25 protein-coding genes are annotated in these 22,599 nt (G+C 32.7%); 14 read left to right on the plus strand and 11 right to left on the minus strand.

Annotated features, from left to right (window positions below; translation table 11 throughout):
- The first annotated feature begins 6 nt into the window (after positions 1 to 6).
- Positions 7 to 150 (plus strand): YHS domain-containing protein, encoded by a 144-nt coding sequence (locus NFRAN_RS06775; protein WP_134484073.1) that lies wholly within the window; start codon positions 7 to 9, stop codon positions 148 to 150.
- Positions 151 to 172: 22 nt separating this feature from the next.
- Here the strand turns inward: NFRAN_RS06775 and NFRAN_RS06780 are convergent, their stop codons facing one another.
- Complete coding sequence (locus tag NFRAN_RS06780) at positions 173 to 706, minus strand: winged helix-turn-helix transcriptional regulator (protein ID WP_134484075.1); 534 nt, start codon at positions 704 to 706, stop codon at positions 173 to 175.
- Between the two features lie 268 nt (positions 707 to 974).
- A complete protein-coding gene (locus NFRAN_RS14445; RefSeq protein ID WP_425321213.1) occupies positions 975 to 1,184 on the minus strand; it encodes a heavy-metal-associated domain-containing protein in 210 nt (69 codons plus the stop codon).
- 139 nt (positions 1,185 to 1,323) lie between these two features.
- On the opposite strand from NFRAN_RS14445, the gene NFRAN_RS06790 reads away from it, so the two are divergent.
- Positions 1,324 to 3,531, plus strand: a complete 2,208-nt coding sequence (locus tag NFRAN_RS06790; protein WP_134484079.1) for a heavy metal translocating P-type ATPase — start codon at positions 1,324 to 1,326, stop codon at positions 3,529 to 3,531.
- A 64-nt stretch (positions 3,532 to 3,595) separates the two neighbouring features.
- Here NFRAN_RS06790 and NFRAN_RS06795 read toward each other — a convergent pair whose 3' ends face one another.
- The gene (locus NFRAN_RS06795) at positions 3,596 to 4,885 is read right to left on the minus strand and encodes a sialidase family protein (RefSeq protein ID WP_134484081.1); all 1,290 of its coding nucleotides are present in this window, start codon (positions 4,883 to 4,885) and stop codon (positions 3,596 to 3,598) included.
- Between the two features lie 1,219 nt (positions 4,886 to 6,104).
- Between NFRAN_RS06795 and NFRAN_RS06800 the strand changes: the two genes are divergently transcribed.
- Positions 6,105 to 7,136: a WD40/YVTN/BNR-like repeat-containing protein gene (locus NFRAN_RS06800; protein WP_134484083.1), complete on the plus strand. Its 1,032-nt coding sequence runs from the start codon at positions 6,105 to 6,107 to the stop codon at positions 7,134 to 7,136.
- Positions 7,137 to 7,258: 122 nt separating this feature from the next.
- On the opposite strand, the gene NFRAN_RS06805 is transcribed toward NFRAN_RS06800, so the two are convergent.
- The gene (locus NFRAN_RS06805) at positions 7,259 to 7,819 is read right to left on the minus strand and encodes a TetR/AcrR family transcriptional regulator (RefSeq protein WP_172602188.1); all 561 of its coding nucleotides are present in this window, start codon (positions 7,817 to 7,819) and stop codon (positions 7,259 to 7,261) included.
- A 121-nt stretch (positions 7,820 to 7,940) separates the two neighbouring features.
- Here NFRAN_RS06805 and NFRAN_RS06810 point away from each other — a divergent pair, with 121 nt between their 5' ends.
- From NFRAN_RS06810 to NFRAN_RS14345, 5 genes are all read left to right on the plus strand, one after another.
- Positions 7,941 to 8,282 carry an oleate hydratase gene (locus NFRAN_RS06810; protein WP_134484087.1) on the plus strand — a complete coding sequence of 114 codons (342 nt, stop codon included), beginning with the start codon at positions 7,941 to 7,943 and terminating at the stop codon, positions 8,280 to 8,282.
- Positions 8,283 to 8,454: 172 nt separating this feature from the next.
- Entirely contained in the window at positions 8,455 to 8,820 is a 366-nt protein-coding gene (locus NFRAN_RS06815) for a hypothetical protein (protein ID WP_134484089.1), read from the plus strand.
- A 23-nt stretch (positions 8,821 to 8,843) separates the two neighbouring features.
- Positions 8,844 to 9,320, plus strand: coding sequence for a hypothetical protein (locus NFRAN_RS06820; protein ID WP_134484091.1), 477 nt, complete (start codon positions 8,844 to 8,846; stop codon positions 9,318 to 9,320).
- A gap of 214 nt (positions 9,321 to 9,534) precedes the next feature.
- Positions 9,535 to 9,858: a putative glycolipid-binding domain-containing protein gene (locus NFRAN_RS14340; protein WP_134484093.1), complete on the plus strand. Its 324-nt coding sequence runs from the start codon at positions 9,535 to 9,537 to the stop codon at positions 9,856 to 9,858.
- Between the two features lie 43 nt (positions 9,859 to 9,901).
- Positions 9,902 to 10,123 carry a putative glycolipid-binding domain-containing protein gene (locus NFRAN_RS14345; RefSeq protein ID WP_269472339.1) on the plus strand — a complete coding sequence of 74 codons (222 nt, stop codon included), beginning with the start codon at positions 9,902 to 9,904 and terminating at the stop codon, positions 10,121 to 10,123.
- A gap of 695 nt (positions 10,124 to 10,818) precedes the next feature.
- On the opposite strand, the gene NFRAN_RS06835 is transcribed toward NFRAN_RS14345, so the two are convergent.
- Complete coding sequence (locus NFRAN_RS06835; protein ID WP_134484097.1) at positions 10,819 to 11,430, minus strand: DDE-type integrase/transposase/recombinase; 612 nt, start codon at positions 11,428 to 11,430, stop codon at positions 10,819 to 10,821.
- 486 nt (positions 11,431 to 11,916) lie between these two features.
- On the opposite strand from NFRAN_RS06835, the gene NFRAN_RS06840 reads away from it, so the two are divergent.
- On the plus strand, positions 11,917 to 12,207 hold the full coding sequence (locus tag NFRAN_RS06840; protein WP_134484099.1) for a hypothetical protein: 291 nt from the start codon (positions 11,917 to 11,919) through the stop codon (positions 12,205 to 12,207).
- A 94-nt stretch (positions 12,208 to 12,301) separates the two neighbouring features.
- Here the strand turns inward: NFRAN_RS06840 and NFRAN_RS06845 are convergent, their stop codons facing one another.
- Positions 12,302 to 13,267: an FkbM family methyltransferase gene (locus NFRAN_RS06845; protein WP_134484101.1), complete on the minus strand. Its 966-nt coding sequence runs from the start codon at positions 13,265 to 13,267 to the stop codon at positions 12,302 to 12,304.
- Positions 13,268 to 13,822: 555 nt separating this feature from the next.
- On the minus strand, positions 13,823 to 14,293 hold the full coding sequence (locus tag NFRAN_RS06850) for a pyridoxamine 5'-phosphate oxidase family protein (protein WP_134484103.1): 471 nt from the start codon (positions 14,291 to 14,293) through the stop codon (positions 13,823 to 13,825).
- Between the two features lie 292 nt (positions 14,294 to 14,585).
- Here NFRAN_RS06850 and NFRAN_RS06855 point away from each other — a divergent pair, with 292 nt between their 5' ends.
- From NFRAN_RS06855 to NFRAN_RS06870, 4 genes are all read left to right on the plus strand, one after another.
- Complete coding sequence (locus tag NFRAN_RS06855) at positions 14,586 to 15,320, plus strand: ZIP family metal transporter (RefSeq protein ID WP_134484105.1); 735 nt, start codon at positions 14,586 to 14,588, stop codon at positions 15,318 to 15,320.
- A gap of 309 nt (positions 15,321 to 15,629) precedes the next feature.
- Positions 15,630 to 16,133, plus strand: coding sequence for a hypothetical protein (locus NFRAN_RS06860; RefSeq protein ID WP_145988047.1), 504 nt, complete (start codon positions 15,630 to 15,632; stop codon positions 16,131 to 16,133).
- 122 nt (positions 16,134 to 16,255) lie between these two features.
- Complete coding sequence (locus NFRAN_RS06865) at positions 16,256 to 17,635, plus strand: SLC13 family permease (protein WP_134484109.1); 1,380 nt, start codon at positions 16,256 to 16,258, stop codon at positions 17,633 to 17,635.
- 464 nt (positions 17,636 to 18,099) lie between these two features.
- On the plus strand, positions 18,100 to 18,288 hold the full coding sequence (locus NFRAN_RS06870; RefSeq protein ID WP_134484111.1) for a VOC family protein: 189 nt from the start codon (positions 18,100 to 18,102) through the stop codon (positions 18,286 to 18,288).
- 581 nt (positions 18,289 to 18,869) lie between these two features.
- On the opposite strand, the gene NFRAN_RS06875 is transcribed toward NFRAN_RS06870, so the two are convergent.
- Positions 18,870 to 19,067, minus strand: a complete 198-nt coding sequence (locus NFRAN_RS06875; RefSeq protein ID WP_134484113.1) for a CDGSH iron-sulfur domain-containing protein — start codon at positions 19,065 to 19,067, stop codon at positions 18,870 to 18,872.
- A 541-nt stretch (positions 19,068 to 19,608) separates the two neighbouring features.
- Between NFRAN_RS06875 and NFRAN_RS06880 the strand changes: the two genes are divergently transcribed.
- Positions 19,609 to 20,094: a ferritin-like domain-containing protein gene (locus tag NFRAN_RS06880; protein WP_134484115.1), complete on the plus strand. Its 486-nt coding sequence runs from the start codon at positions 19,609 to 19,611 to the stop codon at positions 20,092 to 20,094.
- A gap of 316 nt (positions 20,095 to 20,410) precedes the next feature.
- Here the strand turns inward: NFRAN_RS06880 and NFRAN_RS06885 are convergent, their stop codons facing one another.
- The 3 genes from NFRAN_RS06885 to NFRAN_RS06895 all read right to left on the minus strand — a co-directional run bounded on the left by NFRAN_RS06885 (position 20,411) and on the right by NFRAN_RS06895 (position 22,476).
- A complete protein-coding gene (locus NFRAN_RS06885; protein ID WP_172602154.1) occupies positions 20,411 to 20,884 on the minus strand; it encodes a DDE-type integrase/transposase/recombinase in 474 nt (157 codons plus the stop codon).
- A complete protein-coding gene (locus NFRAN_RS06890) occupies positions 20,830 to 21,018 on the minus strand; it encodes a hypothetical protein (RefSeq protein ID WP_134482615.1) in 189 nt (62 codons plus the stop codon). Before NFRAN_RS06890 ends, NFRAN_RS06885 begins: the two co-directional genes overlap by 55 nt.
- Before the next feature lie 537 nt (positions 21,019 to 21,555).
- On the minus strand, positions 21,556 to 22,476 hold the full coding sequence (locus tag NFRAN_RS06895; protein WP_134484117.1) for a pirin family protein: 921 nt from the start codon (positions 22,474 to 22,476) through the stop codon (positions 21,556 to 21,558).
- Positions 22,477 to 22,599 lie beyond the last annotated feature (123 nt).

Here is a 22,599-nt window from a genome sequence, read left to right on the forward strand (position 1 = left end):
CAAAGCATGGCAAAAGATCCAGTTTGTAATATGAATGTGGATGAAAAAACTGCGAAATATGTATCAAAAATTAATGGCAACAAAATTTATTTGTGTTCTGCAGCTTGTAGACAAAAACTAGAGCAAAATCCATCAAAGTATGGTTACTGATACAGGATCTAAATAACAGGAGTTAATCATCCAACTCGGATTTTCCCTCATATTTTCGTTTTATCGACTCTATTCTACCACGGTATTTTTGACTGTAGCCTGATTTGCAAGAATTACAACAAAAGAACCTTTCAATATTTGCAAATTTGAGGATTTTAGGTTTGTCAAATACGGGACCCTCACAGAAATCACAAATAATATTTATCGCTATACCAGTTGAAATTTTTTTCTGAATTTCTCGTATTTCATCTTTTAAACTACTACTATTCTGATATAACTGAGAGGTATCCCTTTTTCTTTTAGTTATATTTTCCTTCAGGCTTTCCAATTGAACGAACTTCTTTTTTTCTCTCACTGCACCCGCTTCTATTTTTTCAAAGTCAAAGATTGGTAAAACACCTTTAATAAATCCAATATTCACGAGTCTTTCATATCTTGCTTTTACTGTTGGAGTAGTTATTCCCGTATCTCTTGAAATCTGTCTGAACGATTTTCTACCGTCTTCTAAAATTGAATTAAGAATAGATACGTCAATGTCGTCAAGTTCTAGTGGCATAGACAACAGCTCTTAACCCTTTAGTAATAATCATGTATATTACTTTTTACATTTGTAAAGTATGTTGGTGTGTATAGATTTCTTTGTTGGATCTACTTAGGAGAAAGAAATCCAAATGCTTTTTGGATTGTTTTACCATATCATAGCACCAATAAAAACCTGAATTTTATGATACGGCTATAAATTACTACATATAGTCAATAACGAGGGATCCTAACGAATGCATACCCTGATTTTTCTAAGGACATCTTTATTTCTTCGATATTTGTTAGAGATCAAATTCTATGATCACTCTATCTGTCATGTAATCTATGTCAATTTTCTTGATTCCCTTGTTGTTTCTCAACTGATTTTCTACAATAGGTTTGCAAGTTGTGCAATACATTCCAACAGCTCTAAACTGAATCTTATCATACGATATCAATATCCATCTAATCGTATATTCGTAATTTAATATCTTGACTTTATAAACTAGCAAAGAGTATCCAAATTCAAGGCAATTACAATGTCTACACTGTTTGCATTTTGTAATACATTATTAATATGACAGATTCGATTTTTGTATTTTACATTTGTAAATCCCAGTTGTTATATATGTTCTACTTTCAATATATGATATGGCAAAAGATCCTATTTGCGGTATGTTTGTTGAGGAAGAGGAAAGCTCAATTCATTATAAAAAGGATGGAATTACATATTATTTTTGCTCATCTCAGTGTCTTAACGAATTTCTCGAGCCTGAGAAGGCTCTAAAAAAGTTAAAGGTTCATGTTATGATAAGCATAGCCCTAACAATACCCATAGTTTTACTCAGTTTGCCTCATATGATCCCACAGCTAGGGCATATTTTACCTATGGAGATGATGGGATATACGAATTACATACTTTTGATCCTGTCTACTCCTGTCCAATTTTGGATTGGCTGGAGATTCTATAGGGGATTTTGGGATGGTATTAAAGCTAAAGCATCGAACATGGATACTTTAATTGCAATAGGTACTACTGCTGCATATGTTTATAGTGCAATAGTTACATTAATTCCGGGATACTTTCCCTTTACCGCGGTATACTTTGAGACGGCTGCAATAATAATTACGCTTATTTTGATAGGAAGACTCCTAGAAACAAAGACAAAGGAAAAAGCCTCTTATGCTGTCAGAAAGCTGCTAGATTTAAAGCCACGAACTGCTCGAGTACTAAGAGCAGTTATAAGAGAAAAAAATGATACAAATAAAAGTAATGAAAGTTCAACATTGGATAATCCGGGTCTAAAATTAGTTTCAAAGGAATTCAAGGAAATAGAAATTCCAGTCGAAGAAGTAATAGAAGGAGACTTGATGGTTATACGACCCGGCGAAAGAATTCCAACTGACGGAATTATAATCGATGGCTCTTCATCCATAGACGAATCTGCAATAACAGGAGAAAGTATACCCGTAGACAAAGTAAAAGGAGATGAGGTAATAGGCGCTACTATCAATAAGAACGGTTTACTAAAAGTAAGAGCAACTAAAGTTGGTCAAGATACAGTCTTATCTCACATCATTACCTTAGTGGAAGAAGCCAAAACAGGAAAAGCAAAGCTGGAAAAAATGGTCGACCAGGTTGCTAAATATTTTGTTCCTGCAATCATAATAATAGCAGTGGGAGTTTTTCTTGGATGGTACTTTGTAGGAAACGCTGGATTGACATATTCTATACTGGCTTTTGTGTCAGTAATGATAATTGCATGTCCATGTGCGTTGGGATTGGCAACTCCTGCAGCTTTAATGATGGGTGCCGGAAAAGGTGCTGAAAACGGAATCTTGTATAAGGGTGGTGAACAGATAGAGATAGCAAGTAAAGTTAATACAATAGTATTTGATAAAACTGGAACACTAACAGAAGGAAAACCTTCTGTTACCGATATTATATCACTTGATCAGATCGATAATCTCGGACTCTTAAAACTAGCATCAATGGCAGAGTCTGGGTCTGAACATCCATTGGCTCAGGCGGTCATTGATAGAGCAAAAAAAGAAGGAATTGAAACGATAGCTTCTCCCGATTCATTTAAGGCAGTAGCAGGACATGGCCTTCAAGCCGCATACTCTAATCAAAAGATAATTATCGGAAATAGAAAAATGATGTATGACAACAAAGTGCCTATTGATAAAGACGTAGAAACAAGACTGGCACAACTGGAGCAAGAAGGTAGGACTGCCGTCTTAGTTTCGGTAAATAATCGCTTGTCTGGAATAATTGCAATATCTGATACCATCAAAAAGGGAGCAAAAGAAGTGATAGAAGTATTAAAAAAACAAAGGATCGAACCAATAATGCTTACAGGAGATAATGAAAGAACTGCCAAGGCTGTGGCCTCCAAGATCGGAATAGATAGGGTAATAGCACAGGTATTGCCGCATCAAAAGGAAGCGATTGTAGATGATTTGAAGACAAAAGAAAATAAAGTTGTGGCCATGGTAGGTGATGGAATTAATGATGCACCTGCTTTAGCAAGAGCTGATTTGGGAATTGCCATAGGTTCTGGAACTGATGTAGCTAAAGAAACTGGTGGCATCATTTTAATTAAGAATGATATTCGACATGTAATAACTGCACTGGAACTTGGAAGGAAAACTGTTTTAAAAATAAAACAAAACCTGTTTTGGGCCTTTGTTTATAATACTGGATTAATTCCAGTTGCAGCTGGTATTCTTGTTCCTTTTTTTGGACTTTCAGTATTTGGCTGGCTTCCAATCCTTGCAGGTATAGCAATGGCCATGAGTTCAGTAACAGTAGTTACAAACTCTCTACTACTAGGAAGATATAAACCTAAAGAATAGAGAAGCATCTTTTATTTTTAAGATTTTGATGCTATATTGTTTTATTAAGACCCGCGGTTGTGATTTACAAATTTGTTTTTATTGATAGGGCTTCATTATTTCCAGGAGATCTATCTTGCCAGACGACAAACAGTTTATTGTCGGATGATAAGATTGTCATTGAAGGGCACTCAGATATTCCAGCATTGTTACTTATATTAACTGATTCACTAAAAAACGAGTCTCCCATATTCTGGCTTCCCATAAGAAATATATCTTGATTTCCTTCGACAGTATTATCGAGCGGCGTAGCTTGTATTGCAACAATTAATTTATCAGAGTCATGAATAATGTCTACATTCAGAGGATTTAGAAATTGACCTTGTATAAAAGACGGTTTTGTAAAACTGTTGCCATTATCTGTGCTTTTAGTAAAATAGATACCATCTCCTGTCAAATTATCGGTACTAATGTTTTCGTTTGTTAATGCTTGAGCGGAATTATGATTAGTAGTAGAAGGATCAGGAGAACCCCAAACAACATATACATTGTTATCGCTGGTGTCTATTTGCAACTCGCCAGGCTTTTCATTGGTGTTTAAACGAATTTCATTGTCAAAACTACTGCCATTGTCATGAGATTTAACAAAAAAGATTCCTCCCTCCGTGTTGTTTACTCCTACAATCGATCTATCACCGCTATCAATATTCCACGCTATATACACATTCTCTTGAGAGGAGGAAATCTTTGGAAAAGACGTCTTTCCAGCATTGTTTGAAAGATTTATTACATCTCCAAAAGTTTGACCACCATCGTTACTTGCGATAAATGATATACTACTATTACCTTGTGTAAGTTTTTGAGCATCCTGCCATACGACGTACACATTATCGCCTGATACCGAAATCTCTTGATTATACGAATCAGCTGTATTGTTTGAAAGATTTATTACATCTCCAAAAGTTTGACCACCATCGTTACTTGTGATAAAATAAATTTCTCGATTAAGTGAAGTGTCGTCTGCCCAAACTATGTAAACATTGTTTCCGTTGACAGCCATTTGTGGATGTTCAGAAAATCCCGTATTGTTTGAAAGATTTATTACATCTCCAAAAGTTTGACCACCATCGTTACTTGTTTTAAATAAGATATCATAATTCATTCGATTATGACCAAATAGATTATCTTGCCAAACAACAAATACCTTATTTTCTGATGATTCGGTCTGAGGATATACCGAATCACCTAGATTGTCACTTACATTTTGAATAACAAAAATATTGTTATACTCATCGCCGTCACCCTCTTTAACCTGCGAGTAAGATAACAATTCGGTGTCTACAGCAAGCAATGAAAGAGTTGAGAATATTGTCAATAAGCAAAATATGTATAAATAATTTTGCTTTCTATGTAAAAACATAAAGTATAATTTGACCATCTTTAATAATAGTTTAACTTAGATTTGAAATTCGACTGTGTCTAAATAGATAGATAGATAGATATTATTAGTAATTTACACTTGTTTATTAGTGAACATATGAGAAAGAACAAAAGTCTTTGGTAATCACACCATCACCCTTAGACAGAACAAATCGATCTAAAAGATAATCGCTTGATGCCAGTATAGATCTATTAGATATACTATAAGTTCTTTTTCAGAATATCCCAAGTCAAGGTGGTTGTTGTCTATTGTTAATTAAGATCTGTGACTTTAATAATACTAGTCTTTAATTCAGACCTTTAGTTAAAAGTAATGGATACTTCGTTAAAATTGATAAAATAGAATTTATGGCTTAAAGTGTCGAGGATTAAAGGCAGTAAGACTTGCATGACCAGAAACAGGAACAAATAATCCATATTACCTATGAAATATAACACAGTAAATGATACAATAACCGGGAAAATCCTACTATAATTCTTCTTACTCATAAGAAATTCATTCTCAGTACAGTTTTAGTGATATGACTTTTAACTACATTAGAAATTTTAAAAGGATAAAACACCTTTTTTCCAATAATTAGCAATTTATGACCATCCCAATTGGATGGCGTATGATTGCTAGATCTTCCTTTAGTCCTCCTTAAAGCTCATTGTATATGCTACATCATCTAAATACGTTCATCATGCAGCGGCGGCACCCGCACCAATCCCACTTCTATAATGACTTACTGTTTGAAAGAACAGTATTATTGTATCATCCCGTATAATACCTCTATTTGGGATATCATACTTTTATACCAAATATCAGGTAGTATTTAATTCACTATGTATCTAATTCTACGACATAATAGAACACATTCTACTAAAATAATTGTAATATGTTAATTAAAAAAAATTATCGTCAATGAAAAATAACTTAGATAGATGGGCATTTCATTGTAAGTTGTTTATATAATAACCAAAGAATAATTTATTTTGCAGATTTACTTTGGTAGTACTATAATTAGTACATGAATTGACCGACTTTTTGTTTGAAAAGGTGTTGTTATTTTGATATCCCGCTCAGTATTTTGCTAGCACAAATGTACCCATCACCTTTCTAATCATCGATTAATCTTAAATAATATTACCATGAGGAATTAGGAGTAAGGGAATTGACCTGTACTATTTTGGCTTCTATGCAAAACACCCTACTAATGATAAGATCCACAAAGGATGGTTGGAAAACTTATGAATGTTTAAAAAATGTAAATCCCAGCAGCGTTGCATTTGATCCGCTCAAACCTGACAGAGCATATTGTGGGACATTTGATAAAGGACTTTGGAAAAGTGATGATAAAGGTCAATGTTGGGAAAAGACCTCGTTGGATATCCCGGATTCGCAAATAATGTCTCTCTCAGTGAGTCCCATAAAGAGAGGTAAAGAGGAATTTAACAAGTTATTGGTGGGAATGGAACCTAGTTTGATATTCATGTCAATTGATGGTGGTAAAAGCTGGGAAAAGATTGATGAATTTGATAAATTGCCATCGTCTTCTACATGGTCATTTCCACCAAGGCCTTGGACACATCATGTTCGTTGGATAGAGCAGGATGTGAATAACGAAGATAATATTTTTGCAGCTATCGAAGCCGGTGCATTAATCAAAAGTATTGATGGAGGGAGATCCTGGATAGACAAGGCAAAGGATGGGCCATATGATTCTCATACATTGAGAACTCATAAAAAAGCTCCACACAGACTGTATTCGGCCGCAGGTGACGGTTATTTCGAAAGCCTGGATTGCGGAAATACATGGAAAAGGAAAGTTAAGGGATTAGGACATAATACCTATCTATACAGCATAGCGGTGAATAATAACGATCCTCAAAACATAGTAGTATCTGCCTCTAGTAATGCTTGGAAATCACACGCCATTCAAGATTCGGAAACTTTCATTTATAGACGCAATTCTGATGAAGAAGGTGCCGGCTGGATTCCATCGATTGATGGTCTGCCTGGATCAAAAGGAACTGTTATTTCTATCCTTGAATCTCATCCAAAGAATAAGGATGAATTTTACTGTTTGAATAACAAAGGAATATTCTTTTCCGTAAATTCTGGAGAGTCATGGAAATCATTAGACATACCATGGTCTAAAGAATATTATTTGCAGCATCCTTGGGCGTTGGCACTTATAGAATGACATATGGAAAATTCCGTTTTTGTAATTGGATTAATTCTGATAGTGATAGACGACTTTCATCATTGTTATTATAATCAAACAATCAATGGTTGTACAAATCCACTTTATTGTACCATAAGGATTTAATGTGGTTTTAGATACGATGATATCATATTCCTAACTTGTATCCAATATTTTCTATCATCTAAATCCCTGGATGGGCGCATGAATTTCTCAAATGCGATTCCATTAAATAGAGCCAAAAGTATTTTGGCCATTTCATCTGTATTTTTTGTATCAAGTTGTAGTAACCCGTTTTGAATAGCTTCATCTAACACTTTCTTGATTGATTGTGTTACTTTGTCACTGCAAATTAATAATTCATTTTTGATCTTATCGCTTCTCCTCGAAGCACACCACATCTCAAATAAAAATACATAGAATTCTGGATACTCCTTAAAGCTCATAATGCTGTCATTGATAATATTATTTGTTATTTCTTCTACAGTTTTTCCTCGAATATCTTTTATCGTGGACTGAATAATTTTTTCAGAAGTATATTCCAAGACTTTGCTTACCAAATCCTCTGTATTAGAAAAATAATAATGTAAAATACCTCTACTTACGCCTGCCTCTGCTGCTAGGGTTGCTATTGTAGTATTTTCACATCCATTTTTAGCAAGAACCTTTAGTGAAGTCTTCAAAATTGCATTTACCTTCTCTATTTTAGTTTCACAATCTATCAATAATAGACATATGACTAATATAAATTTAGTTGGTCATCCAACCAAAGATTAATAAATTACTGTGTACATAACTAGTTGGATGACTAACCAAATTGTAAAGTTAACAACCAATGAAATAAAAGATAACAATGTCAAAAACATAGCTATAATTGGTGGCGGTTTAGCGGGGCTGACATCTGCTATTTATTTGGCTCGAAATGGAAAACAGGTTACTATCATAGAAAAATCGAGTCAATTTGGGGGCAGGGCTAGAACCACACTTAAAGATGGATTTTATTTCAATCAAGGTGCTCACGCTCTGTATATCAATGGAATTGCACCAAAAATCTTAAACGAATTAAATGTAAAATACAACGGAAAAAAGGTTGATTTCTCTAAATACTACATAGAAAAAAAGGAAAATTGTATAAATTGCCTATGAAGAGGAGTCAACTTTTAACAACAAAGTTGCTCAATGGAATAGGCAGCAAGATAGAGGTTCTACTTTTTTTAGCAAATTAAACAAAATTAAACTTAACGATCTCAACTCACTGAGTTTTCAAGAATGGTTGGACAAAAACTTCAAAAACTCTGACTCGAAAGATTTCATAAAAATGCTAGGCAGAATTTCTACATATACACATAATTCAGAAAATTTGAGTGCCATGTTGGCATTAAATCAAATTAGAATAGCTGTGGCAGGGAGTGTTATATATTTAGATGAGGGTTGGCAAACTTTGGTAGATCAATTAGTTGATATTGGAAAGAGGAATTGGGTAAAGTTCATGTCTGGTAAGAGCGTAATTTCTCTTCAGCAGGATCATGGATTTGATAGACCAATCAGTCAACAATTATGGAAAATTAGACTATCGGATAATACGATCCATTCGTATCGCGATGTAATTATCGCTACTAATCCTTCTAATGTATATAGTCTATTAAAAGACAACATCTCGATAGATCTCAAATTCCTTGACTGAAAAAAATCAATAGACCTGCAAGGGTGGCAACATTAGATATAGCATTAACCAATCTCCCTAATCCCGAAGTCTATGGTGCATATGGAATGGACACTCCTTTGTATCTATCGCTGCATTCTGCGTTTGCCAAATTGTCGACTGATGAAAATGGAGTTTTATTTCATGCAATGAAATATTTGGATTCGTCTACCAAGCCAAATCCATTACAAGATAAGCAGGATTTAGAGAGACTATTAGACGAAGTTCAACCCGGATGGAGAAAAATGGTTGTTAGGCAAAGATTTCTTCCTAGTATGATAGCATCTAATACTGTTATAAATAATAATGGAATGATGGAAGATAGGCCAAGCATAGAAATACCTGGAGTTTACAACCTATACATCATTGGAGATTGGGTAGGACCAGACGGAATGTTGGCAGATGCTAGCTTTGCTAGCGCCAAGGCTGTAGCTTTAAAGATTTTGAATGAGAAAGGCAAAATTGAACTATATAATGTATAATTATTACAGTGATTAAATTCTTCTTCCTTTATTCTCTACGGGATAAGTAATGCCATTTCAAAAATTATTCTCTTTATTTATATCAATTTCACAATATACAATAGTTGTTTTCTCATATTCAAGATAATTTTTTCAAGCCTGATAATACTGTTCAGGTGTAAAAGGCTCAGTCAACATACTAATATCCATCAAGTGGCAAAACTTGTACTCGATCATGACGACAACTATCATTTGGGAAAATAATAATAATAAAGAGTATAGTATAGAATACTTTAGCCTAAAATCTCAGATCGATATGAATATCATGAAAGGCACGGTAATAGCAATGTTAGGTTATAAACCAACACTAATTATTTATGAAATTATTACCGACACTAATTGGAGAACTAGATCAGTAAAGATTAAACAGCAAACATCTAATGGCGAGATTAGATATATTTATCTAGATATCGATCAAGACCAAAACTGGAGAAAAAGTATCAATGAAAGACCGTCGATTTTTCTGCAGTTTTGGATCTTGCTTCTGCCTCTGGTTTAAATGATATTGATCTTCAGATTACACCATCTACAAAACGTTATCAATAAACAGATTGAATTTAGAGGTGGGTGAAATGCAGGAAATTGATGTATTATGGATTAGTTTTCCTGAATTGAATCTCATCCGGCAACAACAAAAATATAGTAAAATTAATGAGGGATTTTATATATTCGAAATCCCGAAGACTGGTTTCGTTGCAAAGTTAGAAGTAGATAAATTAGGGTTAGTAGTCAATTATGATAATTTGTACCGCCGTTTAAGTTAGATTCCATATATAATTAATGGTAACCATAACCAAATTTCGGCAAATATATCTCTGGAACTAATCCTTTGAAACAAACTCGATCAATTAACTGTTCTTTTCTTTCTATAATAGGCATATTTTTGTTTATTATTTAACCGATAACCTGTTAATCAGATAAATCAGTTCGATTAGATACATTTTAACAACTTGCCGTCCACAATTGAAATAAAATTCAATTACCGTAAGGAAATTAATCTTTGCTGTCAAGAACAATAGGAGGTATTCTGACAATTAACATATAATTAATAAATAGCAAACGGCAATATTAATTTGATTATCCATCAATTAATTATCTAATTGATGGATAATGGTTGATTCTATTACGAAGAAATTGTTTTAATTCTCATTTGCTAGGTTAATCAATAAGAATTATGAATAGAGTGGTCATAATAGAAATGAGAATTAAAACAATACGATATCAACCAATAGTCAGACGCAATCAAGATTGATTATGAGTAATACAGCATCATATAAACGCATGAGAAAAAAATAATTTAGTTACAAAGATGAAAAGCACAGTATTTCATATTTTATATCAAATTATTTAGAGACAAACCTTCATACGGATGACCGCTTGGAAATGACATAAAAAATTTAGAAATATTATCATCAGGTAACAGTTCACGTTCCTATACAGATGAAATAAAGGGCTCTGTTCAGTTAACATGTTTTATTTCTCTGTTATGATAGTCAATAAATAACCGCAACCAATTGTGTACATGCTTCAACTTACAATTCTTTACTCTGCAAGGAAAGTAATCATCGAAACTTTCGGTTCTATCCTTGATATATTGCATCGTTCTTTCGATTACACTTTTCTCGTAAGAAGAATGAATATGGTGATCGAGTTTGAGAAACTGACAAGCCATGGGATACCAAGTACCTCCTCCATCATCAGTCGAAACTGGGTGCTTTCCATGAACTTTGATCAAATTAGAAAGATATCTTTCTGCAACAAACATGTTTCTCTCTTTGGATATAGAAAGTGCGAGGATCTGTCTGTTTGCAGGCTCTATCGCCACCCAAAGCCAGATGTATTCTGACCCTACCTTCAACATTGTCTCGTCTACAATATATTCTAGAATTCTTCTTCTTGATGCTTTCAATTTTTGAGGCCTGTATTTTTGAATCCAATTCCAGATGGAGACATGGTTTCTTTTATACATCTGAGACAATCTTTCCGAGGCTTTTCTTAAAGATAAACCTGAAAAGTACAAATGTAAGCCATAATACACATACCTTGAAGGTGTTCTGTTTCTGCTAATCATAAAAGAAATAGGACATCTTCAAGCTATAGGTTTATCGTTAAATGAACAGAGCCAAATAAAGAGAAAGACAATTTAAATATCAGATTCATAGGTTAAATGTACAAACTTGGTTATCAAGTTGACTACATAACTATTGATTCTTCTTTTGTGAAATTCTTTGAATAAAATATAAATTATATGCCAATTATAGATCAATATTTTTCATAAATGTAACCATTTAAAGTAATCAAAAGAAAGGAGATAATACAGATCAAGAATTATACCCTAATTAATTGTGCATACCAATTGCTTGATCAATATAAGGTATAAATACCAATATTTTACGACTGTTACTTAAAAACAATCTTTGAATACGATGAATCGGTTTGATTCTAATTCTATCTTTTATTATTGATAGAGCATGTAAATTTGTGTCTTGGTAGATTCAGAATTGTCTCTTTTACTGTTATTCATAAATTTATATCTCCAGAGATTATAAATCTAGTCATGGTTGAAGGTCAAAATTCAAAGGATTCCAATAATAATACTTTCAACAAGATTCAGGGAAGGATCTTAGAAAAATTATTAATAATGGCTAATCAACAAATGCCATTAATCAGTGAGGAAGAATTAAATCAATCACTAGCAGAGGTATCAAAGTCGCCCCAGTTTGAAGCTGCCCTTGATAAATTGATAAGAGACGGATTTGTTTCTCGCATCGGGACTGATGAGTTTCAAATCACTTCAAATGGTATCGAAGAACATTCAAGAAGGCTAAATGAAGGAACATTATTTTAGATCGAGAATGAATTAACTAAAATGTAATAGATTTTTCATTTTTGGAACAGCGTAATCAAAAATTTTTCTTTTTTATTCTACTGTATGAATATAGTTATTGTTTCGCAATCTGCTTTTTGAAAATGATATGCGATTCGCCACTTGGTCTGCGTTCTTCAAAATCTATCTTGTAGTCGAAAGATTCGAGAAAGTCTTTAATTTCATTGTGATAGGTCATACCATTTGATAAATTATGTATCTCAATTATCAGTCTAAGATTTTTTGTATTTGATATTAGCTCTTTGGATCCTTTTATTACATCAAATTCTGCACCTTCTACATCTATCTTCATCCATTTTACGTCCTCAATTTTGATACCATTCTCCAACAAAATAGAATCTACAGTATTTGCATCAACGGAGACTTGTTGTTCTAAGCCTTTGCTTGCAAATTTATCAATATCGGAATTTATTGTTCCATATTGATTATTTCTTAGATCTTTATTAACAAAGAACTTTATTTTGGCTCTTTTAGAAAAAGCTGCATAGTTTAGTGGTATAACATTTGTTAATTCGTTCAACTGAATATTTTTTGTTAAAAGATCATATATTACCGGATTAGCTTCGATAGAGATTACGCAGCCCTCATTTCGCACCTTTTTAGCTGCAATAACTGTATATCTACCTATATTTGCACCAATGTCCACAACAATGTCAGCTGGCTGAGGATCAAATCTTGTCAAGATTGCTTCCTCTCTTGAAAACAAGCTCATATAATCTGCCATATTAAGTGGACAATGAAATTTATAGTCATATTTAGGGATATAGATTATTGAAGTTTCCTTTTTAAAACCTAATTTATTCAAATATTTATAAATAAAAATTTTTAATAAGAAGGAGGAAACAACATTATTACCCTTTTGTAATTTTTGAAATATTCTAGATGCATTTTTCCTTTTTTTTCCTAATGCCACCGTCATTACCGTACTGATTAAAATATAAATGGACCTATATGACAGGATGATAAATCTGTTAAATATGTTATTACCTATTTCCTGAGGATAATTGTTAGGTATTGTCACTTCTCATTCAAAGTTATAATAGTTTATAAAGCGCATAATAGCAAATGTGACAATAATAATCATAGTGTTTGCATGTCTTTCTTGAATTTCACAGATATTTGATACGAAGTATCCCTAGGAATGCAAAATTTGTTTGTTGTGATTTTTGAATTACTATCTTTTACCTGTAAGTTGAAATATCTCATCAATTTTACTGGGTGGTTAATTCCTAAGACGTCTATCGCAGAAAATTTTTTACACAAGATCAAATATTCTGCAAAAATTTACCTTTTACCTAATCAAAACCAGGACTGTAGGAGCCCCCATCAGAACCATGATCATTAGCAATCTATTTTGTTGATCGGCATTGATCCAACCATAACTATATTATTTAGCCAAATAAGTAAATTCTGCTGTTTAGTACTTTTCAAAATATACTTTCCAACATTAGAAAAGTATACTTACTGCATACTGCATACAATTAAAAAGCCGTATTCATATCCCATCAACCAATGAATGATTATCTGAAAATATTTTTTCAATTATTAGTAAAGCAGTTAAATGTGGTGGGTAAGATCAAAACTGAATTTTACCGTAGTCCCATGTAGAATAAAACTTTGGACTAATTTCAACAATTACAACTTCTCCCTTCTTTGATTCTTCCGAGATCATTTTTGCTATAGGATGATCCAATGTACCAAGATATTTCAAACTTATTTTCTCCCCTGATGGTACAACTATGTTAAGATCTTCTATTATGGTTGCAATACCCTTGCCTTTAACTCCTCTAACTGGAGGGTTTTCATCATCTATAGAAAAATAAATAGTTGGCCTTTTTCTGATATTTTGGGTTTTCTTCGCTGATTTGGATGTGTTTATCCAGAGTTTTTCATTTTCCCTGTCATAATAAAACCAGACCGGTTGAATGTTTGGATCACCTTGCTCATCAACTGTGGCCAACTGCAAATTCAATTTACTTTCAAGAAAGGTCTCTACTTCTTTCTGCATCATGCCAGGTAGCTCAGAGACAGCATTAATGATTTTCATTGATAACCAATTGTGGAATATATAAATAAAAGTTCCTGATTATCCCATGATAACCCTTTTAGAATTAATCTTCACTTAATATATAAAAAATGATCGCGAGAATTTTTGCTAATGCGTTAAGTTCAAGAAAGTTGGCTCTAGTATATATTGTTCTAGTTCTCTACGATAAAGTAATCTGATGAAATAAGATCATAGGTGACCGATATTATTAGATTCAGTTGAATATGATATATGCATATCCAATATTATCTAAATCAATAAATCCTTCGTGAATGTTCAAGATAACCATCACATGATCACAGATACAGTAAGTTTGAACTCAAGTTCATTTGAATTCATTCAAGTTATAGCATTAACCTCCTTTGCAGGGTTCACATCTTTTCTTGGGATATATATGGCCAAAAAAATAAATTTTTCACGCAGGGCAGTTTTAGCACTAACTTCTTTTGGTGCGGGTGTCTTGATATCCGCAGCAATATTTGAAATGGTAGTAGAGGCAGAAAAGTCGGTTGGATTGTTACTGACAATAGTTGCTTTTATATCTGGTGCAGTTTTGTTCTCTTTTTTAGATTGGTTAGCTGAGAAGAAAGGCGGCGGAGCTGGTATATTACTTGGCATAGGTATGGATTCTATACCTGAATCGTTAGCAATAGGTGCTGCAGTGGGCTCTATGGGTTCTGCTGCTGCTCTTGCTCTTCTTATAGGAATCCAAAACGTGACTGAAGGTGTAGCCTCTTTTCACGAAATGAAGGAGAGTAAGTCGCAACTTAAGAAAATAAAAAATATATTCATTGCAACTGCCATAATTTCAATTATTCCTATTATAATGGGTATTATTGGATTAGTTTTTATGAAAGGAATGTATGTATCGATAGGCATAATTCTTGCACTCTCCGCTGGAGGAATTTTTTATATGCTTCACTACGACATGATACCAAAGGCCCATAAGGAAAAGGAATGGTTGACGACATTTGGAGCCATTTTAGGTTTTATAATTGGATTTGGAATATCAATAAGTATTGGTTAAGGCAATTTACAGCAGTGTAAAGGTCCTTAAAACAATATCCAGATATTTTGAGAAAGGTCAAAATCCTTACAATAACCAAAAACTATTCCTTGTTCTTTTTTAGTAGTGAATAAAAAAATCTGTTTAGAGAATTTTACAATTAAATGTTATCGTTGAACATACCGATGATGATTATCGACATCTAAATAATTTAAGAATTAAGGTCTACTAACTGACCTTGAATAAGTTTAGACTATCTTGTAATCTGACTTATCATAAAAAACAAGATCATAAATATATAGTCGAATTTTTATTTACCTCTAATAATAAATGAGAAGCATAATCGTAATAACTGTAATTCTTTTGTTTTTGATAGCAAATTACAATGGATTGATAGCACGCGTTCGAAAAAAAGAAGTGTTTAATTTTCTAATGAACATAACAAACATTGGTACCAAAATGCCTGAAATCGCTGGAATCGATGATGATAATGCCACGATCTATATAAAAGCTAATGTGATTAATCCTAAATACCGAATAATAAATGCATCGAATTTTCCAATGCAGGTTAATTATAATAATACAAGAGGTATGCCAAGAATTTGTATGATTTGTACCAACTATGCCGAGATGATTCAAAAACTAATTGCAAGTGACCTTGATTTAGTTGTATCTATATCTAATACAGGAGATCGATATCAAGGTGCATTTTTGAATTCTTACATATCTACCTATTCCGAGGAATTATCCGTAGATATATCATTTATGGAAACAAAGGACTGTACTGTCACCAAAGGATACTCCAATTTGCATGTGAATGGGCTACTACCGTGATAGCAAATTAATCAAATTTTCTATCTCCTTATTCTTGTTTTTACGTGCTCCTAAAACACAAACAATTCAATCAAATGCTAAATTAGTTAACAAATTTTTGACAGATATTTAGGAAGATAGAAATGGAATTGAATGAAATCATTACATTGTGCATCTTTATTTTAGTTTATGCTATGATAATAACTAGGACTAAATTACGGAACATTCCATTTTGGTTAATAATGTTCATAGGAGCGATCCTTGTTTTAGGATTTGGAGTAATATCAATTGATTCTGCCATAAAGTCGATTAATATTCAAGTCATGGCATTTCTATTTGGAATGTTCAGCATTACTTCTGCACTTGAAAAGTCAGGTGTATTAAATCATGTGATTCGAAAAATCTTGACCAAAATTATCAAAATTAATCACATCTTGGTAATAGTAGTAATTTTATCAGGATTTCTAGCGGCATTCATTGTTAATGATACCGCAGCTATCATTCTAATTTCTTTTGCAATATTAATTTCAAAACAGTTAGGTATCAAACCATCTGCGATTTTGGTTTCTATCGCTATTGGAATAAACATAGGAAGTGTGATGACTCCAATAGGAAGTCCACAAAACCTGCTTATCGCTAGCCAGAGTGGCATTGATATGCCATTCATTACATTCCTTTCAATTCTTGGACCACCTACAATTATAAATCTGTTCTTAAGTGGATTAATATTACATTTTTATTACAAGAAAAATTTATACAGAATATCTTTTTCACAAGAACAGGAGTTAAACTATTTTAACGGTTCAATTAATTATAATAATAAAAAGATTGAAGAATCCGGGATTAAATCAAATTTAATTCGATATTCATCTACTAATAAGTTTGCTAAAATTTCTATAATTGTTTTCTTATCAACCATCGGAGCTATAATTTTATCAGAAGTATTCAAACTCATATTTAATGTGGTTTACCTAGATATCGGTACAATATCACTTTTAGGTGCCGCTTCATTATATATGTTCTCTAAGGAAAGAATTTCAATTTTGAAAAGTGTGGATTACTCTGTTTTGATCTTCTTTATAGGTATGTTTATTTTTGCATCTGCATTATGGACGTCAGGACTGATTTCTGATATATTACAAATTTTCCCTCAAATCAGTTCATCTGATACCTATAATAATTTGATTTACAATAATACAATTATTTCTGCAGTAAGTATAATTCTTAGTCAAATATTAAGTAATGTACCATTTGTAGCGACTTATAGTGCGTACATGATCGAGAATGGTTTTGATAGAGATGATGTGTACCCATGGTTAATGCTAGCAGCAGCTAGTACAGTAGCTGGTAACCTTACTATATTCGGAGCTGCAAGTAACATTATTATTGTTCAAAGTGCCGAATCCAGGGGAGTTAGAGCGTTCACGTTTTTAGAATTCTTAAAAATTGGATCTGCCATAACGGCGTTAAATATTGTGGTATTATATTTATTCTTAATGTTATATAATTCTTATAACTTGTAGATAATATTTAGAGTTATTGGCTATCAATAAACAATGTTATCAAAGTAAGAGTCCCATAATACTAAATTTATCAAAATGTGTGTAGACAAAACCAGTATTGGTGGCTATTATGAAGAAAGAGCTTTTAATAATGATGTGATTTCTTGATAAATAGGTTTAATGATGTTAAAATCCTATATGACCATATAGACAAGCTACAGCATTAGGTTAATTTATTAAATGTCGAGCATGATGAGTTATCAGGATTTAATATGTAAGAAGGTAATGATAATCAAGTGGATATTTATGAAAAATAAATGCATTCTTTAGTGTTTGTAAATACGATTACTGTTTACTTCCGAGTCCCATTACTTTTAATAATAATGGGTCTTCAAATGAAGAGGAATCCTTTTAGAAATACTTGACAATAGAATAATTGAAGAATATGAAGATAGTATTCTACAACTTGGAGGGAATTCTATAAATTGCCAACAGTTCAACATTTCGAAATACCTGCAGATGATGTTGAAAGGGGTCAAAGGTTTTATAAGGATGTTTTTGGATGGAATATGGAAAAAGTAATTGATGGAGAAAATACTGATCAAGATTATTGGATGTTTCAAACTGAGGACGAAAAAGGCAATAGAGGGTCTCGCGGAATGACGAAACGATAATCCCCCGATCACAGAGTAACAAACCACATTACAGTATCATCCATTGATGACTATACTACAAAAATAGAACAAGCTGGAGGTAGAGCCATAATGCCAAAAATGCCTGTGCCGAATATGGGCTACATCAGGATATATCCAGACTCGGAAAACAACATGTTTGGATTATTCGAAGAGAATAAAGGCTAGTCTAGCTACAAATTTTCTTTTTATGGTAATATATTATTTAGAAGGAGAGATACATTTATGATGATGTGTAAATTACAATGTATTATCTAGACCATAGGGATTACAGATATCCAATTTACATAATGAAAAAAGGATTCTGACAGTTTTAAGTGTGGATTAACTTCGCTCAATCCGAAGAGTCCCATAATCATTAATAATCGAGTTCATCCAACATAGTAATCACTTCATAGTCCAGCATATAACGATAGAATAATTAATTACTTGAATCCAAAAATAAACCAAAGTGAAAATCCGTAATAAGATATTATTTCTAATGATATATACGGTTTAATCATAATCATAATTCATCTTTATTTTGGCAAAAAATGTTAGTAATAGTACTATGGCGATATGGTTTAGAGTTGTATTTCGGTTCTTGTTCCGTCTGCGTTATAGCGATATACTTTTCCTTCTTCTTCCCCTAATGTTTTCTTGTGCGAACCATCGCAAAAAGGTTGATTGTTACTTAATCCACACATACATATCCATTTGCTTACACCTTCAAATTTTACCTCGACAGGACCTTTATCCACCTTTTTGACGTATCTCACCATCTTATACGCAACGATATTTCAGGTTATAAAACACTATTGAAATAAAGATATGTAGACTGACAGAACATGGTAAGGAAATAAAAAACAATGAAATGATACCAAAAATTTTCGCCACATAGTCAAGGTTTGAATAATGTTAAATAGCAGAAATTCGAAATCAAAGCTGATTTCTACCATATATCATAAATAGGAGAGCTATTTGGTTTCTTTGTATTCAATGTTATTTCTTAATTGGAAAAATTGTGCTTTTCAGAAGTCCAATTCAATTATACTTTTTGCTTTTTAAGAGTCTTTAATATATCAAAATAAGTTTGTTTAATTTTCTCTTATCTTTCAAAACAAGGTTGTATCCATAAAATGTCGGAAATTGAGGATGACTATAATATCAACATCTTGAATAGACAATGAAATCAATAGAGATAACTTATTTAATTTATTAATTTGTACTAATATTTAATTAATCTGTACTAATATTTTTATAAAAGTTACAAGATTTTTGAAATATTTATATAAAAGAAATGTTTAGTATAAGTGATTAACTATGGGTAAGATGGCTAAAGAAATAGCTGGATCTGGTGTAGAGGGTTCGGTGCAAATGCTAAAAAGAGCATATGGAGCTGAATTATCCGCATTTCATTACTTTTGGTATGTGTCACAAAACATTGAAGGATTAGGGGTACTAGAAGCAGAGTTCTTTGAAGAAAGAGCAAAAGAGGAGTTAGGTCATGCAAAAAAGGTTGCGTTTAGATTAATGCAATTAGAAGCACAACCCACAGATGAACCATCACAATGGGAACAGGATAGTGGTCTTGGCAAGCTTCAACCGTCTCGATATCTAACACTTAGAAGTGCATTGGAAAAAGCACTCGAATTTGAAAGGGAAGTAATAAAGCATTATAATGATTTAGCAAATAGCACGAATGGTAAAGATCATGGTACTTATCATCTTGCATTAGAACTTTTGGATGCAGAATTAGAAGATGAGCAGAATATTGAAGACATTTTGAAAAAGCTAGAGATCAGCTAACAAAACTCTTTTTAATCAGGCAGCAAAAATTAACAACAGAAATTCCAATTAAATATATAATTTTTGGTTCAGAAAAGAAATTAGTTGATGCGTTTCTAAATTTGTAAAAATATGTGATCCTTTAATCTCGATTGTATCACGTATGCATGAAATACATCTTTGATCTTGTCTATATCTTAAAAGACCAGTAAATATAATGTAGAACTTATTCGGTGATAACCGTTGTTTTATTTAATAATGCAATCAACTTATTTTATACGACTATTCAAAATACAGACTAACTAATTAAATATAGCATACCACATCTTGGCTCTGTTCACTTAATATGTTTTATTTCATTGTTATGATAGTCTACAAAGAGCCGCAGCCAATTCCGTACATGCTTTAACTTGTAATTCTTTATTCTACAAGGAAAGTAGTCATCGAAACTTTCGGTTCTATCCTTTATGTATTGCATCTTTCTTTCAATCAGACTTTTCTCCAGAGAGGAATGAATGTGATGATCGAGATTTAAGAATCTACAGGCCATTGGATACCAAGTACCTCCATCATCAGTCGAAACTGGATGAATTCCATGAATCTTGACTAAATCTGAAATGAATCTTTCAGCTACAAACATGTTTCTTTCTTTAGAGATAGACAGTGCGAGAATTTGCCTGTTTTCGGGTTCAGTTGCAACCCAGAGCCAGACAAACTCTGATCCCACCTTCAACATGGTCTCATCTATTATATACTCTAGAACTCTTCTTCTAGTTGACTTAGCTTTTGAGGCTTGTACTTTTGAATCCAATTCCAAATGGAAACGTGATTTCTCTTGTATATCTGAGATAATCTTTCCGAGGCTTTCCTTAAGGATAGGCCTGAAAAGTACAAATGCAACCCATAATATACATACTTTGAAGGCGTTCTGTTTCTAGTAAGCATAAAAGAAATGGAATGCTTTCAAGCTATAGGCTTATCGTTAACTGAACAGAGCCCACATCTTTATTATTCTATGAATTATTTCTCCTAAATAAATACATAGTCCTAATACAACTTCCAGTGATAAACAAAAATTTAAAGAATGTTAGCAGGAAAGATCATTATATCATAAGGATATAAATTGACAATTGCCTAAATTGAAAATCTTGTTTAAGACTAAATAAAAGCATCACTAATTTCTAAAAGTTACTACAAATTACGGGTTAACTTTAAAGTAGAAAAAAGGCTACAATTGTACACAAGTTTACATACCGATTCTTGCATACGTAACAAAATCATTAGTAGGTCATCCGTACTTAAAATGGTGGTTTTTATTATTGTTAGTGCTTGAATTTCGAATCAGCATATGGATAAATTCTATTTGGTTTTATAGTAAAGGGACCGTCATGTATGATACTATTTAGCTGGGTTGTGTATTAAATTGTCCTTTAACAATTATTTGAAAAATTAATTGAGGTATAATATTCTAGCTAATCATTTCTAATGATTGATCATTCCTAACTTACCATTTCTAAAATCCTCAATAGCCTGACTTATTTCCTGTTGAGTATTCATCACAAATGGCCCATATCTTGATATTGGTTCATTCAAAGGGATGCCTGCAATCAACAGGAATTGTAAGGCTTCTGTATTCTTTGAGTTTGACTTAACCCGTATGTTATTTCCATTTTGTTTGAAAAGAACAACATTTCCTCGCTTTACCCGTGTTTCATCGTCTCCAAACAACCCTTCACCTGATATAACGTAAGCGAAAGCCATGTAATCACTATTTATTGGGTGAATGATTTGAGAGCCAGGATTTATGCTAAAATGCAGATACTGAATAGGAATTCTAGTGCTTAATTTTGAAGAAACATTATATGCTTTGCCTGCAATTACCTTCACTTGTCCTATATTTTCAGGTAGTTTAACAATAGGTATTTTTTCAGAAGGGACATCTTGATAATATGGGTATATCATCTTATCTTTCTTGGATAAATTTACCCATAATTGAAATCCGTGTAGTCTACCACCACTTTTTTTTAATTGATCTCCTGGCATTTCAGAATGAATTACTCCAGATCCAGCAGTCATCCACTGAACATCACCAGGATTTAACTTTCCAGAATGACCTGTAGAATCCTTATGTTCAAAATTACCATCCAACAAATATGTTACTGTCTCAAAACCTCTATGTGGATGGTCTGGAGCCCCTTTTGCCTCACCTGGTTTAAAGTCCATTGGCCCCATTTCATCCAAAAGTAAGAAGGGATCAATGTCGGAAAGAGAATTGGTAGGAAAAGCTCTATTGACAATAAATCCTTCTCCTTCGGTTGTATGAAAACTATGTACGATCTTCTCTAAAGAACGAATGCTATTATCACCAAATTTCTCTTGATCATACTGTTGTGATCTCTGCATGTATTAATATCACTATCCCTGTATATAACTACAGTAGTAATTTATTACTTAGTTAGTCAGTTGCATCATATCATACAATATTTTTTGAAATTGTTGAGCATATAAACACAATGACTTCTTTTA

It is taken from the genome of Candidatus Nitrosocosmicus franklandus, assembly GCF_900696045.1.
GTDB lineage: Archaea > Thermoproteota > Nitrososphaeria > Nitrososphaerales > Nitrososphaeraceae > Nitrosocosmicus > Nitrosocosmicus franklandus_A.

Bases quoted from the DNA above. Each gene is read 5' to 3' on its own strand.
- NFRAN_RS06775 (WP_134484073.1), top strand. From the start codon at position 7: ATGGCAAAAGATCCAGTTTGTAATATGAATGTGGATGAAAAAACTGCG.
- NFRAN_RS06780 (WP_134484075.1), bottom strand. From the start codon at position 706: ATGCCACTAGAACTTGACGACATTGACGTATCTATTCTTAATTCAATT.
- NFRAN_RS06790 (WP_134484079.1), top strand. From the start codon at position 1,324: ATGGCAAAAGATCCTATTTGCGGTATGTTTGTTGAGGAAGAGGAAAGC.
- NFRAN_RS06810 (WP_134484087.1), top strand. From the start codon at position 7,941: ATGACTAACCAAATTGTAAAGTTAACAACCAATGAAATAAAAGATAAC.
- NFRAN_RS06815 (WP_134484089.1), top strand. From the start codon at position 8,455: ATGCTAGGCAGAATTTCTACATATACACATAATTCAGAAAATTTGAGT.
- NFRAN_RS14340 (WP_134484093.1), top strand. From the start codon at position 9,535: ATGACGACAACTATCATTTGGGAAAATAATAATAATAAAGAGTATAGT.
- NFRAN_RS06835 (WP_134484097.1), bottom strand. From the start codon at position 11,430: ATGATTAGCAGAAACAGAACACCTTCAAGGTATGTGTATTATGGCTTA.
- NFRAN_RS06840 (WP_134484099.1), top strand. From the start codon at position 11,917: ATGGTTGAAGGTCAAAATTCAAAGGATTCCAATAATAATACTTTCAAC.
- NFRAN_RS06850 (WP_134484103.1), bottom strand. From the start codon at position 14,293: ATGAAAATCATTAATGCTGTCTCTGAGCTACCTGGCATGATGCAGAAA.
- NFRAN_RS06855 (WP_134484105.1), top strand. From the start codon at position 14,586: ATGATCACAGATACAGTAAGTTTGAACTCAAGTTCATTTGAATTCATT.
- NFRAN_RS06860 (WP_145988047.1), top strand. From the start codon at position 15,630: ATGAGAAGCATAATCGTAATAACTGTAATTCTTTTGTTTTTGATAGCA.
- NFRAN_RS06865 (WP_134484109.1), top strand. From the start codon at position 16,256: ATGGAATTGAATGAAATCATTACATTGTGCATCTTTATTTTAGTTTAT.
- NFRAN_RS06875 (WP_134484113.1), bottom strand. From the start codon at position 19,067: ATGGTGAGATACGTCAAAAAGGTGGATAAAGGTCCTGTCGAGGTAAAA.
- NFRAN_RS06880 (WP_134484115.1), top strand. From the start codon at position 19,609: ATGGGTAAGATGGCTAAAGAAATAGCTGGATCTGGTGTAGAGGGTTCG.
- NFRAN_RS06890 (WP_134482615.1), bottom strand. From the start codon at position 21,018: ATGCTTACTAGAAACAGAACGCCTTCAAAGTATGTATATTATGGGTTG.
- NFRAN_RS06895 (WP_134484117.1), bottom strand. From the start codon at position 22,476: ATGCAGAGATCACAACAGTATGATCAAGAGAAATTTGGTGATAATAGC.